The following is a 14,763-nucleotide window of genomic DNA, read 5'->3' on the forward strand; positions in this document are numbered from 1 at the left end:
TAATTAATATAATCAATTCCAGGGCTTTATTTAATTACAGGGTTCATATTACCCTGTGGATAATATATTACAATGGTTTTAACGACGCCTGTACTAAAGTGCAGGGGTTATACTTTCGACTAAAAGTAGATTAAAGTAAATGTGGGTGTTGTGCAAACCTGCCACTTTACTTATTCTCCATGGTTTTAGTAAATATCCGAAAGCTTTTCAACCCTGCATTCTACCGTATACGGGTCAATCATTACATACTTTTCCGGAGAATTCAATATAAGCCTTTGTGCAGACTCAATGCGCTTGTAACGGCATTGCTGAACAATAGGTGTTCCAAAGCTGAATACCCTCATTTCACCTATCCGTTCAACAGCACGTTTTACACCTTCGTATATTTCACGGGCTGCCCGCATGGGATGTTTACTGACAGCAAGATTCCTTCCAAGGCCACGTTTTGTATATACTGTTTCTACCCAGGGCAGGAATCTTTTAGCTTCCACTGTCCCCTGATAGTCACTCGCTACAAAAATTACAGGGACACCTGCAACTTCATTTGCCATTGCAGCATCTATTGCAATTTCTCCTACTTCAACTTCGTTAATTTTTACCCACTGTAAGGTCTTTGAACTAAAGGTATGGCAAAGGACTCCGTCTATAGTATTATCCATTGGATGATATCCGATTAATAATACGCCTGCAAAGGTATTGTCAATCCCAGGCCAGCGGTGCCTTGCCCCAGTTCCCATAACAATTTCACATCTGTCGTCCAGTTTATCATACTGAAGATTAAGGCTGCTGCCATGATTATCCCATATATAAACTTCTGTGGCTCCCGAATCAAATAAAGCCGCTGCTGCTGCATTTGCTTCCCTCACAGCTTGTTGACAGGCAAATTGATAGTTAACGCCGTCGGTTAAAGGCTGTTCAGGAGCACCCACGGTACAGGCAACTCCTTCCAAATCAACACCAATCATAAACTTCATAAATCAACTCTCCTTTTCAAGTTCAAGGTTTTCGATGTCCGATACTTGGACTATCCTCTGTGATTCCCTCATCTCACATCCCAGAAAAACACATGTATTTTTTCATTCCCCCCAAGTAGTTAAGGGTATGAATCGGATTGCGCAGGTAGTTACATCTACAGGGATACGAACAAGCCTTTGATAGTTATTTCTTACTTCCAACAGCAAATGGTACTTACCCTAGCCATCCTCTGTTGCAATTTGAAAATCCTTAACCAAAGTGTGCGGAACATGAAATGACGAATGACCTTCAAGCGGCCAAAAACATGGCATATTCTTAATTTCTCGGTTTAAATCACTGTCGAATACAAATCTGATCTCATTAATATGCTCAGCTTTTTCAAACGTGTATTCAACCCAGTCGCCCTTACTTCCGGTCCATCCGTTATCCTCACTGCCAATTGGCCTGTCGAATCCATTTCTTAATACCTCTGCGCAACCCTGCGATGTTAAAATCCTGGCTCTCATTGTGAGCTCCGGTATCTCTCTTTTATGCCATAGAAGGTAACAGTCGTCTTCCATTAATAATTTTTGAAGTGTTGCGATCTCTTTTTCATAAACACCTCGTGGTGTTAAACCCTTTTTTACGGCAATAGCCGCTGCAGTTCCAACCGCCTGTCCAATGACATTGCAGGTACCCATGACCCTTGTTGCACTCATAGCTGCATGTGTGGTACTTATATTTCTTCCCGCAAAGAACAGGTTTTCAATGTTTTTTGAATAAAGGCACCTGTAAGGTATGCCAAAGGGTGACGGTACAGAATGAAAAGTGGTCGGATACCCTAGGTGCTTAAATCCTGCAAGATGATGGTCATCCATACTCCATCCTCCGTAAGCCACTAAATCGTCAAACCTGCCCTGGGCCATTATATCATTCTGGGTCAGGATGTGATCCCCTACGTAACGTCTGCTCTCCCTTTTACCGGGAAGAAAACCGATCCAGTCTATCACCCAGTTATCAACCCCGTGATCTCCATGGTTTTTCATGTGGTCCCAAACCCCGAAAGCGATCTTCAATAATTCTTTTATCCACAGCACCTGTAAATGCAGTCATTGTACCACCGCCGCTTAATCCCATCATTCCTATTCTATTCGGGTTTATCTCAGGCCTGGTTTCAAGATAATCAATACAGCGCATAGAATCCCATATATTAAGGGTCAAAGTATATATTCCCAAAATTGAACCTTTCATATAATTTATATCACATGGGTCACGTCCTGGGAAATGTGAATTATAACCTTTTTCACCATATACCCTTACCCTTGGAATAATGGTTAAAAAGCCTGCTTTTGTCATTTGTTCTCCATAATTATGATTGTGTGTTTTAATATTCTCTACATGCTCAGGAGATGATTTTATCCCTGCTATAGGTTCGTTCCCAAACGGATTATGTCCATGACTGCACAAAATGGCCGGATTTGAACCATCCGGTTTCATTTCTTTAGGACGGAGGACATAGCAGGACACTGACATAAACTCTTCAGAATTAAAAACAACTTTCTCCCTTATAATGTCGCCATCTTCGATTAAGTATTCAATCTCAGCATCAAGATCGACTTTTTTAGGAAATTCCCCCAGGAGTTCCAACAATTTAGGATAGGATTTATCCTACCATATTGTCCAATCCTCTTTTGTCTTACCTTTAAATGCCAGTTCGGGTTCCCAGTCTGTAATTTTATTTTTCCAATACTCATCCATTAAAAAATTACGTCTAGCCATAAAAACCCCCCTCTTATTCATAATAACAATACTTGCATTTAGTAGCCATAGTACATCGTTATATTTGGTATATCTGGCATCACTTTACAAATAAATTATACCTTATACATTTGAATAATTCAACCGGATTCTTTGTTTTAATAGTGGCAGGTTTATGTGAGACCTGCATTTGCTTTAGTCGACTTTCGGCCGAAAATATAACCCCTGCACTTTAGTCCAGGTATCATTAAGTTTCGGAATGCCGGATAATATGTAAATTTGAAGCTGACCTCATGTACTTATTGGTTTTTTACATGCGGTCAGCTTTAAATTGTTATAAAATATGTCTGTATTGAATTTTAGATACTGAGTTGTATGTAGTTTTATTTTATTATTCCCAATGCCTTACTCTGCTTTTCACATTCATCCAGGTAAGCTTTGTAGTTATACTTAGTTTCCAACGTCTTTAAAAATTCATCGTATTTGTCGAGAGGTTCTTTTTTAAATAAAAACTTGATGATCATATCTCTAGGAGCCTGCCCGAAAACTCTACTTTAAAAAAGCTTCATTTATTTCCAGGCTTAATTTTATGGAAATTTATGTATAGTTATCTCTAAATAATATGTAGTTTTCTGAGTTATGCCGGTGGAATCCCGTATTTATATTCAGTTTTCATCCCCTTTTATTTCTCTCAACTCATCTGAGGACATAGTTCGTTCACCTCTTGAAATATCAGGTTTAGTTTTATTTTGTATATATTCCATAATCATTTTCACATTGTGATTTATAGATGCCATAATAATCTGCCATTTTGTTTTCTTTTTGCCTCTGTACCGTGACTTTCGCCCACCATGTGATTGTTACCATGGGATATGCTCCTCTCTCCATTTGCTCGTTTACTGTAATCTTTCTTGAATTCCTCAGTCTTTTGGTACACCCTCTGGTCCTGCAGTTTGTCTTCATAGGGATGGATCAATATCCGCCTCCCATCTATCTTTACATTGGGTGCATTTTTCCCTTTGGGGACAATTTCTGCATGTTTTCTCCGAAAAATGGACCGAAAACTTTTTTCTTCCCTCGAGGACCTCTTTAGCTTTGAACTCCCTTACCTTGCCTTCAGGGCAGGTGACAGTACCTTCTTTTAAATCTATCTTAAATTCATCTTTTGTATAACCACCGGCTCCATTATGACTGGACCTGACTTTAACACAAAACTCCATTTCCTCTTTACGTTTTTCCATCTCTTCAAAATCCGAATATGCACTGTCTCCATACATCTTTTTTATTTCTACACCATTACTCTTTGCTTCTTCAATAAGCTTACCCATATATCTCCCGTCCTCGGTGTTTGCACCGTCAACCTCAACAGCCACTAGGTTTCTTATACTCTTTATCATAATCGTTTCTCTGTATAAATATTTTCCTTCCTATTTCACTGTTAAAATATCTCTTTCGGTGCTCGGATAATGTATTTGCATCAATTCCATCAAAATCTCTTGGAGCTGTTATTGCATACTTTACCCTCTCATCAAACCTTGACTCGCCTTCAAATTCACGGTCCGAATACCCCTTTTCAAGCTGTACCAGCATCCCTGCAAATGTGTATACAGGAGATACTGATGGCCTTCCGTAATAGGAAAACAACGGCTGGAATATTTTCTCGTCCAGATTTTCCAAGACCCATTTTCTCATTTTATGCCAGTAGCTGTTTTCCGGAATTTTCCCTTCCAACCAGTAATCTGAAAATGTTATTTGCTTTTCTACACGACCCATCATATTACATCACCAATTTCTCCTTAGTTTTAATAATATTATAGCATAAATCTAGAGAAATTTAAAGATATATGTAAAATAATGAACATAATTTTAATAAATTAATTAATATCGTTAAATTTGTAGTATAACTCCTACTTTTATATTATGTATTACTATATTTTAACATTAAATGCATTATTTATAGTATGTCTTCGGGCAGGCTCCTAGGCGCACAGGAGGGTTCACAGATTACTGTCCGCATGTTGTATGCATCACCCGGTTATCAACAAACAGTTAAAGGAGAAGAGGGGCAGGAGAAATAGAGAGGAATGGCCTGTCCGCATATAGAATAATATGGTGAAGAAAGCCAGTTCTTATAAATGGTTTATTTGGGTAACACTACTTTTTGCCTATCTGATCGTGATTTTTCACAGATGGTCTTTCGGGGTTATCGAAGATAATCTGTCCAGTAGCTTTTGCATGTCGGCGACAGCTTTTGCAGGGATTGGTTCAATGTATTTTTACGCATATGCGTTTATGCAGATTCCGTCGGGAATGCTTGCAGACAGCTTGGGAGCAAGGTTCACTGTAACGGTGGGTATGCTTCTGGCAGGTACCAGTTCTTTTTTATTCGGTTGCTCATCCAGTATTTTTTATATTTTTGCAGGAAGATTTCTTGTAGGTATAGGGGTTTCGGTAGTATTCATATCTATTTTAAAAATATTGTCAAAGTGGTATGAAGAGAAGAAATTCGGCACAATGACCGGATTAACATCCTTTATTGGAAACATCGGAGGGATCCTTACCCAATCCCCTTTTGTAATCATACTATCACTGATATCCTGGCGGATTGCGTTTATAATGATAGGTACTATAACCTTGTTGATAGCCTTTCTATGCTTTGTCATTTTTAGAAATGATCCTGAAGATATAGGAATTTGCCTTGTTAAAAATAAAAAAAGGAAGTTGGAAAAACGAATAAAATCAGGATTACGCAAGCCTTGATAGAAATACTGAAAAATCCGTACACATGGCCGCCTTTTTTTATGAATGCAGGAATTTATGGGGCTTATCAGGCACTTGCAGGGGTCTGGGGGCAAAGTTATATAATGAAAGTTTACGGAATGAACAGAATCACTACTGCTAATTACATGCTTTTGCTATTTATCGGCGCTGCCTTCGGAAGTGTCGTTATAGGTAAACTATCCGATATGTTATCAAAAAAAAAGCTTCCAATGATAATATTTGGAGCTGTTAATCTTGGATTATGGGTATTTATTGTTTTGCTTAACGATGGAAAAGTGCCTTTCGAAACACTGGGAATATTACTGTTTTTGCTTGGTTTCTCACAAGCTGCTATTATTTTATCCTGGGCTTGCGGCAAAGAGGTTAATAACCCAAGATTTGCAGGTATATCCATGGCGGTTGTAAATATAGGAGAGTTTTTAGGAGCTGCAATTGTACCTATGATTACAGGGGTGTTTTTGGATAAATATAAGAATTTATTAAGTGCCCAGCAAGTATACGCAAGGTCTTTTACTTGCTACCTTATAAGTGCAGCCTTGGGTTTTGTTTGTATATTTTTTATCAAGGAAACGAAATGCAGGAATATATTTTAAGACTCTCATGCTTACGGTTAACGAACTTGATGTGGATTTCAACGGCCAGTATAACACATTGGTTATTGCTCATAAAGACACACCTGGCTCAATATTATATTTATTGCAGAATCCTTAAGCACCCTCATTCCAGAGAACAGAGGCCAGAGAACAGAGAACAAATTTTGGAAATTACTTCAAAGCAATACTTAAAATCTGACATCTGATTTCTGTTGTCTATTTTCCAGTATGGGGAATCCCCTTTCCAAACCCCAGCGTATAGTAATTTAATTACCAAATATTAGGGTTTTTTATAAATTACTATACGCTGAAAAAGTATTCACAATGAACGACATTCACAAAGTATTTTTTACAAATACTTTGCCAGTACATCCTTATCTACTTCCGACGCAGAGTCTTCATCAAGGAAAAGGTTGGCATTTTTATGCCTTTTGAGCATGGTAGCAGGTATTATATTTGTCACATCATTTTCCAGTGTCAGTTTTATAGCATTTGCTTTTACTTTATAAGGGACGCATGAAACTATTATATTGCATTGCATAATTTGGTGTACCGACATTGAAATTGCCTGCTTGGGAACATCATCCACCGTTGAAAACCACCCTTCCCTGACTTGCTGTTTTTTACAGGCTTCATCAAGACTAACAATAATATAAGGCTCCCTGGTATCGAAATCAGCCGGCGGGTCGTTAAAGGCAATATGGGCATTTTCCCCTATCCCTATTAACCCTAGGTGTATCGGTTCTCGACTAATTTCCTTATTTAGTTCAAGGATATTTTTTTCCACATCTCCTTCACCATCAACAAAAAATACTTTTCCCGGATTTACAATGCTCACAAATCTTTCTTGCAGATATTTTCTAAAGCTCGCCGGATGTGTTATAGGCAGGTTTATGTATTCATCCAGATGAAACATCTCAACCTTACTCCAATCCAAATCCTCTTTGACTAGATACTTCAATGTATCAAATTGGGATGCTCCTGTAGATAAAACTATTCTGGCCTTATTGTATTTCTCTATGCTCTGTCTAATAATGTTTGCTGAAAAAGCTGCGGCAGCTTTACCCAATTCTTCTGAATTTTTAAATACTCTTACCTTCATGCAAATCACTCCCCTTATTTATAGTAATCGATTACTATATATATTCATAATATCAGATATCCAAGAAAGTATCAATAAGAAAAATACTAATCGGAAAAATTTTGTTTATCATGTTTAAACCAAGAAAATAAAGGGCAGGTTAAAAATAAAACTTAACAATAATGTAATATATATATATCAAAATCTATGGTATGATAATAACATATAGTTAAAATCTCAGGGCTCGGGAAAGAATCCTATGGTAGTTTCTCAGAGTATTATCTTGGGATAAAGATAAAAATAATTGCAAAGTTTAATATTTAGAAAGGCTTAATACTTGGAAAGGTTAAAGGTAGCAAATATGAAAATACTTATGGTGTATCCTACATACCCGAAAACATACTGGAGTTTCCATTATGCACTGAGATTTATATCAAAAAAGGCCAGTTTCCCACCACTTGGTCTTTTAACAGTTGCATCAATGCTTCCTGAACATTGGGAAAAAAAGCTTATAGATATGAATGTATCAAAGCTTAAAGATAAAGATATTATGTGGGCTGATTATGTCTTTATAAGTGCAATGGTTATTCAAAGTAAATCTGCCCGGCAGGTCATAGACCGTTGTAAAGCGCTCGGCGTTAAAACTGTAGCCGGAGGACCTCTATTTACTTCAAGCTATGAAGACTATGGCGATGTTGACCATATTTTATTAAATGAAGGCGAAGTAACATTGCCTCATTTCCTTAAGGATTTAGAAAATGATACAGCAAAACACATTTATAAAGAAGATGGGTGGGCCGATATAGAAAAAACGCCAATCCCGTCATGGAACCTGATTAATATAAAAAAGTATGCATCAATGAATATTCAATACTCCCGGGGCTGTCCTTTCAACTGTGACTTTTGCAATATTACGGTCCTCTACGGGCATGCCCCACGTACAAAGCAAGCTTCACAGCTATTGAGAGAGTTAGATGCGCTTTATGAGGCAGGCTGGAGAGGCGGAGTATTCTTTGTTGACGATAACTTTATTGGCAATAAGAAAAAGTTGAAAGAAGAAATACTTCCAAGTTTAATTAACTGGATGTCTGAAAAGAAATATCCCTTCTCCTTTATGACGGAAGCTTCAATAAACCTTTCCGATGATGAAGAACTGATGCAGCTAATGATCAAAGCAGGGTTTGATACAGTATTTATCGGAATTGAAACACCTAATGAAGATAGTCTTGTTGAGTGCAACAAACTTCAGAATAAAAACCGCGACCTTATAATGTGTATAAAGAAAATTCAGAGATACGGGTTACAGGTTCAGGGAGGATTCATAGTTGGATTTGATAATGATAATGTATCAACTTTTGACAAACTGGTAAATTTTATACAGGAAAGCGGAATAGTTACTGCTATGGTTGGCCTTTTAAATGCTCCAAAGGGGACCAAACTATATAAAAGGCTGATGGGAGAAGGAAGGCTTTTACATGATATGTCCGGCGATAACACGGGTTTTACAATAAACTTTATACCGAAAATGAACCTTGAAATATTGATGAACGGATATAAACATATAATTAATACAATATATTCCCCAAAGCACTACTATGAAAGAGTGATAACCTTTTTAAAGGAATACAATCCTATAAAACAAGGTGTACAACGAATAAAACTTATTGATATTACAGCATTTTTAAGGTCTGTTGTACAATTGGGAATTATCGGTAGAGAAAGGTTTTATTATTGGAAGCTGTTTTTTTGGTCATTATTTAAGCGTCCAAAACTTTTCCCTCTGGCAATATCATTTTCCATATATGGCTTTCATTTCAGGAAAGTATTTGAAAATAATTAAGACCTACTTCATAGTCACTTATGAAAGTATCATGAGCGAAGAGTATAACGCACGCAGCAAGGCAAGGGATAAGGTGCAAGGTGCCCAGAGCATTTATAACCGCAGCATAGGAGCATAGAACATATCGAAGCTTACCGGAGCTTACCGGTGTTTACCGAAGCTTACCGGTGCACATACAAAACACGCAAGGGCACCTACACCGATTCCTATATTTTACTTTCCTACTTTCTTTGCTGCATTCTTAATACCTTTAATTATTGCGTCAAGGTCATCTTCAGTAAGTCTTGGATGATGAGGAGTATTAAACTCTCTCCTGTAAAAAAATTCTTCAGCTATTGGGCATAAATCCTGTGCGTAACCCATTTTCTTAAGGCCTGTAAAGTGATATGTGGGTTGATAGTGGAGAATTCCCTGGATTCCTTCTTCCCTGTAAAGGACCCTCAGGAAATCATCCCTGCTTGCGCCTAATTCCTTTTCCTCGACACAGACAGTATATAAGTGATAAACATGCTTACAGTTAGGATCTTCATAAACAGGGGTTATTCCCTTAATGCCTTTAATTCCCTCTGTTATATACCTGCCATATTCTATCCTCTTTTCATTAAGTTTGTCTAATTTTTTCAACTGTGCTATTCCAACAGCTGCCTGGGCTTCATTCATTCTATAATTATTGCCCCATTTCCCATAATAATCTACTACATCAAAGTGCGAAGGTATCCAGTAATCCTTTTGATCTTTCCAGTGTTCAAGGTTCATGCACCTAAGTTTTTCTATTCCTTCAGCATACTTGTCATTATTGCATGTAATCATTCCTCCTTCACCTAATGTAGTCATATTCTTCAGTGAGTGGAAGCTGAAACATCCAAAGTCTCCTATGGAACCTGCTTTTCTTCCTTTGTATTCAGCTCCCGGAGCATGAGCACAATCTTCCAATACAACTAAATGATATTGTTTTGCAATTTCCATAATTGGGTCCATGTCCACCATCTGGCCTCCATAGTGGACAACATAAATTGCTTTAGTCCTGTTTGTAATTTTCTTTTCAACTTCTTCCGGGTCGATATTAAAAGTTCTGGGATCAATGTCTGCATATACAGGAGTTGCCCCTTCTTTAAGTATGACAAGAGATGTGGCTATAAAGGTATTTGGTGTAACAATTACTTCATCTCCGGGCCTTAAACCGATAACCTGTGAACATACATGCATGGCTGTAGTACAGTTGCTTACTGCAAAGGCATACTTGGTACCACAGTATTCTGCAAATTTCTTCTGGAATGTCTGAACCTGGGGGCCCATTGTAAGAGAGTCCTGCTTCATTGCCTCAAGGACTGCTTTTTCCTCTTCCTCATCGTAAATACTACCGAAGAATGAATATGGTACTTTTAAAACCACCCCTTCATCAACCTTGTAGCTACTGGTGATACCCCCTTCTGATTCCTTGCCGACGTTAACCTTACTCATAAATAAGACCTCCTTTAAAAATATTAATATAGTAGTATAAATTATAAATAGTCCGCCAATCTCAAAGCATAATAAGCTTATCATTCCTGGGTCTTGAGACTTCTTAACACTTAATGTATCAGTACTTCAAAGGTTAGATATTAATTTATGCATTGTCTAAATTAATTATACACAAAAAAAGAAATACTTTCAAGATAAATTTTATTTTTCCCTAAATCTTTTCCTTACACTATTTACCTTAAATTTTTAAATTCTTTTCCTAAATTAAATTTCAGGTCCCATAAGGTCAAAAAGCTTATCGGTAACATATAATGACACCCCGGTTATAGCACGTTCAGCATCAATATTAACTCTTTCATACTGTAAATTCTTTGTAAATTGCTCATAAGCCCTGGAATTTGCCTCCTCTAGAGCAATTTTATACACGTAGTCTGTAGTTAAAAGTACATCTCCATTTATAATTATTCTTTTTGGATTAAATATATTAATAATATTTGCAATTCCTATCCCTAAATATTGGCCGCACTCTGTTAGAACTTCCTGAACATCATAATCTCCCATTTCAAAAGCCTTTACAATAGTTTCATATGTTAAAGCCATACCCTTTTCCCTGATTAACTTTTTTAATACACAACACCTGCCTTGCTGTAAAAGTTCATTGCATTGATTTATTACAGCATCTACGGAACACATGACTTCCAGGCATCCTCTGTTACCGCAAAAACAAGGAGGACCGTCTTTTTTTACGGTAGTATGTCCAATTTCTCCAATTACAGCTTCATTAACTTCATTTTTATAAAAATTAATAATCCCTACTCCCATCGTAAGGTCTAGAAATATAATATTCTCTTCTGCATTTATGCCGTTTTTACGTAATACGGCCAATGCTTTTGTCTTTGAATTATTCTGTATATAAACAGGAAGGTGAAAAAGCTTTTCAAAATATTCTTTCAGCGATAATCCCTTCCACTTCATACTTGTAGATATTTCAAGCCTTTCATCATTTAGAACCAGGCCGGAAACTGCAATACCAATACCTACTACATTAGCAGATTTCAGTTTTTCAGCTTTATTCAACATTAAGCTTATTTCTTTTTCAATCATTTTTAAAATTTCATGTTCTTTTACTTCCTTGTCCAATCTCAAGGTTTTCCTTTCAATAATATTGCCAATATTGCCATCCAGGTCGGTAAAGGCTACATCAATACTGGAAGTCTCAATGTTAACGGATATAATATTGGCAGCAGAAGGGTTAAACCTTATTAAAACAGCTTTTCTTCCTACCTCCTTTGAATCTACTCTTCCTACTTCCACGCACAGGTTTTTATCCATCAAATATGTTACTATGTTTGTAACGGAAGATGGACTCAAGCCGGTATTCTTAGCAATATCCGGCCTTGCCACCTCCCCTTTCTGTCTTATAAAATTCAACACTTTTAATCTGTTTATTTTTTGCATTAATTGCACATTTCCAACTGCATTATCTATTTTCAAGCCTATCCTCCTTATTAATCATTTAGGGCATTTAGGGCCTATATAACCTATATAAAGTTTAAACTTAGTGGATCAACAAATGGTATAGGAAATACTCTGCTGAAAAAATCAGCAAATACATCAAAATTCGATTCAGGCAAAAAGTCTTCCCTGCATACCTCAGCACCTCCAAAAATCATGTCATTTAACTTGGCTTTATCAAATATTATACATGTATACCCATTATAGGAAAAGCATGCACCTTTATCATCATTTATAAATTCCAGGTTGTCAATAAATCTATTATCATAGATTTCATAAAAATGCTGTTTTAAAGATTCCATAAATCCTTTGAAATTAACTATTTTTATTGTCCCGCTAAGCCTCTTTTCTTCTAGCGGTATATTTTTCTCTCTACAATAGTCTATAGCTGACTGGTGATAAGTCATAAGCCTCCCTTTTATGCTTTCAAGACCATATTCTTCTATAAGCTTGGAACATGCATCAATTATTAGTTCTCTTGGCCCGGCGCAGTCATATATAGTTGCTGTATTTCCGTCAATAACCATATAGAAGTAGGCTTTATAATTGCCTTTATCCTCAATTATATATGTTTTCTTCTGTGCCGACTTTTTCATAACAAACTTAGAAGAATTTAGCAACTCATAAAATTTATCATAATGGCGTACAAACCTTATGCTTTCCTGTCTATAAAGGTCCACAAGTTTCTCAAAACACTTCTGGCCAGATGTCTGGACATTGAATTCCCTGATATTATAGTTACATGTATTGTAGTTATTTAACAAGTTATTTAGAGCTTTATTGCCGTTATTTCCAGTAATACTATAGACATACATTAATCCTGCCGGCATACTTCCAATATTTCTATACAACCGCCTATCCCCGGATATTAGAAGTACATCAACACCCTCTTTGTTCATTTTATTAAGACAATCATCAAGAAGCATGGATGCATAACCTCTACCCCTATATTCTTTCAATGTAGCAACTCCCCCAAGAGATGCGATATTAATATTGCATCCGTATATGGATACTGTACCTGGAAGATAATTTATATTTGAAACAGGCTTTCCATCTTCCACAATAACTCGTATATTATCTATATTTTCTTCGCAAAACAAATCAGGAAACTCTTGAAACATTGACTGAGTAGCATCCTCAAAGTTACGGAAAACTTCATTGGACAGGCTTTCCACCAAAGGCAGTTCATCAACTCTTGCAGCTCTTGGTCCTTCCATTATATATCCCTCCTAAAGAAAGTTTTACACTCCAACCAGTCTTGCAATTTTTGCCGGCATTAGTTATGGCAAACAAAACGCCCTCTACTCCCCATAACACTATCCCTTCCATTAAAATTAATTGTACTATATGGATAATTATTTTGCAATATGATAAAAATAAAGCCCTTAGAGGCTGTAGATTAGAACGGGAGATTAACAAAAACGTTGTTCTAAATAAAGCAAGGTCGATTTTGCACATAGCTGAATTTACAGCCTCTAAAGCCTGTAGTGATTATAAGTCTCACAAAAGGTCATCAAGAATAGGCTTAAGCCCTACTGGCGTTACCGTATTGTCTGCCAGTTTATCAACAACTCTGCTTGTTTCATTAACACAGCAGGAAAAATTAAGGACGCTATTTTCTTCAAAGCAGGTATCATTAATCTTTTTAACTATACTGATTCCATATACTTTTTTTCCGGCAAGCTCACTTTTGTAGTCAATATTACTTTCAAGCAAGTAATATTCGAGCTCCATAGGAATGTCGTGGAAATAATCGTTAGATTCTTTTAACACAAGTTTTCTCTTTAGAAATTTAGTAACCAATTCATTTCTACCTCCCAAACTTCATATTTTTATTTATTACATTATTATTATACAATAATTTACTAAAAATTACAATAGTGTTAATTAATATTATTATATCCATTATATTATATGTCTGTTATATACTTTCAGGAGGAGAATTTAAGGTATCGTCTTTTTTTTTGCTCATCTTGACTCATATTGATTTTTTACTTGTGGCTCGGGTAGCTCCCGTAGAAATGCCTCCATCAACAAGTATTGTTTGGCCTGTCACGTATTTGCTTTCGTCTGATGCCAGGAATATAATTATCCCATCAAGGTCATCAGGCTGGCCGGGGCGTTTCAGTGGTATTCTGTCGCATATATATTCAACCCATTCTTTATCTTCATACAGTACTTTGTTTTGTTCAGTTCTGAACCACCCGGGAGCAAGGCAGTTTACCGTTATACCGTATTTTCCCCAATCATCTGCCAGGCTCATGGTCATCTGTTTAACTCCGCCCCTGCTTGCACAATAAGGTGTAATTCCTGCATAACCAAAGACACTGGTAACAGAGCCTATATTTATTATCCGTCCGTACTTTCTCGGTATCATCTTTCTCGCTACAGCCTGGGCAACAAAAAATGAACCCCGAAGATTGGTATCAAGGACTGTATTCCAGTCGTCCCATGTTATTTCCAAAGCAGGTTTCCTAATATTACAACCCGCATTATTAACAAGAATATCTATTTTCCCGTATTCTTCATACGCCTTTTCTACCATTTTTTGTATACTATTATAATCACAGACATCCAGTTCCACAGGCAATGCTTTTCTCCCCAGGGACTCAATTTCTCCCCTAAACTTCTCAAGAGAATTTATGTTCCTGCTTGTTATTACAAGGTCTGCACCGGCTCTTGCCAAAGCACGCCCAAAATATTGCCCCAACCCTCTGCTGGTCCCGGTAATTATTGCAACTTTTCCCGTTAAATCAAACATATTATCAGCCACTTAAACC

The 14,763-nt window shown here is 36.9% G+C and carries 16 protein-coding genes; 3 read left to right on the top strand and 13 right to left on the bottom strand.

Annotated features, from left to right (window positions below; translation table 11 throughout):
- Nucleotides 1-185: 185 nt before the first annotated feature.
- The 7 genes from HPY74_06375 to HPY74_06405 all read right to left on the bottom strand — a co-directional run bounded on the left by HPY74_06375 (nt 186) and on the right by HPY74_06405 (nt 4,488).
- Nucleotides 186-974 (bottom strand): M55 family metallopeptidase, encoded by a 789-nt coding sequence (locus HPY74_06375; protein ID NSW90292.1) that lies wholly within the window; start codon nt 972-974, stop codon nt 186-188.
- 219 nt (nt 975-1,193) lie between these two features.
- A complete protein-coding gene (locus tag HPY74_06380; protein NSW90293.1) occupies nt 1,194-2,000 on the bottom strand; it encodes an FAD-dependent oxidoreductase in 807 nt (268 codons plus the stop codon).
- Nucleotides 1,972-2,604: a hypothetical protein gene (locus tag HPY74_06385; GenBank protein ID NSW90294.1), complete on the bottom strand. Its 633-nt coding sequence runs from the start codon at nt 2,602-2,604 to the stop codon at nt 1,972-1,974. Before HPY74_06385 ends, HPY74_06380 begins: the two co-directional genes overlap by 29 nt.
- Nucleotides 2,605-3,095: 491 nt before the next feature.
- Nucleotides 3,096-3,236, bottom strand: coding sequence for a hypothetical protein (locus HPY74_06390; protein ID NSW90295.1), 141 nt, complete (start codon nt 3,234-3,236; stop codon nt 3,096-3,098).
- A gap of 260 nt (nt 3,237-3,496) precedes the next feature.
- Entirely contained in the window at nt 3,497-3,688 is a 192-nt protein-coding gene (locus HPY74_06395) for a hypothetical protein (GenBank protein NSW90296.1), read from the bottom strand.
- Nucleotides 3,672-4,109, bottom strand: coding sequence for a transposase (locus tag HPY74_06400; GenBank protein NSW90297.1), 438 nt, complete (start codon nt 4,107-4,109; stop codon nt 3,672-3,674). The genes HPY74_06395 and HPY74_06400 overlap by 17 nt, the downstream gene beginning before the upstream one ends.
- Entirely contained in the window at nt 4,075-4,488 is a 414-nt protein-coding gene (locus HPY74_06405) for a transposase (GenBank protein ID NSW90298.1), read from the bottom strand. The genes HPY74_06400 and HPY74_06405 overlap by 35 nt, the downstream gene beginning before the upstream one ends.
- 333 nt (nt 4,489-4,821) lie before the next feature.
- Here HPY74_06405 and HPY74_06410 point away from each other — a divergent pair, with 333 nt between their 5' ends.
- Both HPY74_06410 and HPY74_06415 read left to right on the top strand, forming a co-directional pair.
- A complete protein-coding gene (locus HPY74_06410; GenBank protein ID NSW90299.1) occupies nt 4,822-5,472 on the top strand; it encodes an MFS transporter in 651 nt (216 codons plus the stop codon).
- Nucleotides 5,469-6,086: an MFS transporter gene (locus tag HPY74_06415; protein NSW90300.1), complete on the top strand. Its 618-nt coding sequence runs from the start codon at nt 5,469-5,471 to the stop codon at nt 6,084-6,086. Before HPY74_06410 ends, HPY74_06415 begins: the two co-directional genes overlap by 4 nt.
- A 349-nt stretch (nt 6,087-6,435) precedes the next feature.
- On the opposite strand, the gene HPY74_06420 is transcribed toward HPY74_06415, so the two are convergent.
- A complete protein-coding gene (locus HPY74_06420) occupies nt 6,436-7,188 on the bottom strand; it encodes a glucosamine-6-phosphate deaminase (protein NSW90301.1) in 753 nt (250 codons plus the stop codon).
- 340 nt (nt 7,189-7,528) lie between these two features.
- Between HPY74_06420 and HPY74_06425 the strand changes: the two genes are divergently transcribed.
- Nucleotides 7,529-9,007: a DUF4070 domain-containing protein gene (locus HPY74_06425; protein NSW90302.1), complete on the top strand. Its 1,479-nt coding sequence runs from the start codon at nt 7,529-7,531 to the stop codon at nt 9,005-9,007.
- 213 nt (nt 9,008-9,220) lie between these two features.
- Here HPY74_06425 and HPY74_06430 read toward each other — a convergent pair whose 3' ends face one another.
- The 5 genes from HPY74_06430 to HPY74_06450 all read right to left on the bottom strand — a co-directional run bounded on the left by HPY74_06430 (nt 9,221) and on the right by HPY74_06450 (nt 14,756).
- Complete coding sequence (locus tag HPY74_06430; GenBank protein ID NSW90303.1) at nt 9,221-10,468, bottom strand: DegT/DnrJ/EryC1/StrS family aminotransferase; 1,248 nt, start codon at nt 10,466-10,468, stop codon at nt 9,221-9,223.
- Nucleotides 10,469-10,732: 264 nt separating this feature from the next.
- Complete coding sequence (locus tag HPY74_06435; GenBank protein NSW90304.1) at nt 10,733-11,962, bottom strand: ROK family transcriptional regulator; 1,230 nt, start codon at nt 11,960-11,962, stop codon at nt 10,733-10,735.
- Nucleotides 11,963-12,009: 47 nt separating this feature from the next.
- Nucleotides 12,010-13,200 carry a GNAT family N-acetyltransferase gene (locus HPY74_06440; protein ID NSW90305.1) on the bottom strand — a complete coding sequence of 397 codons (1,191 nt, stop codon included), beginning with the start codon at nt 13,198-13,200 and terminating at the stop codon, nt 12,010-12,012.
- 283 nt (nt 13,201-13,483) lie between these two features.
- Nucleotides 13,484-13,786, bottom strand: a complete 303-nt coding sequence (locus tag HPY74_06445; GenBank protein ID NSW90306.1) for a hypothetical protein — start codon at nt 13,784-13,786, stop codon at nt 13,484-13,486.
- 175 nt (nt 13,787-13,961) lie between these two features.
- On the bottom strand, nt 13,962-14,756 hold the full coding sequence (locus tag HPY74_06450) for a glucose 1-dehydrogenase (protein ID NSW90307.1): 795 nt from the start codon (nt 14,754-14,756) through the stop codon (nt 13,962-13,964).
- Between the last annotated feature and the right edge of the window lie 7 nt (nt 14,757-14,763).

The sequence above is a fragment of the Bacillota bacterium genome (assembly GCA_013314855.1).
In the GTDB taxonomy this organism is placed as follows: domain Bacteria; phylum Bacillota; class Clostridia; order Acetivibrionales; family DUMC01; genus Ch48.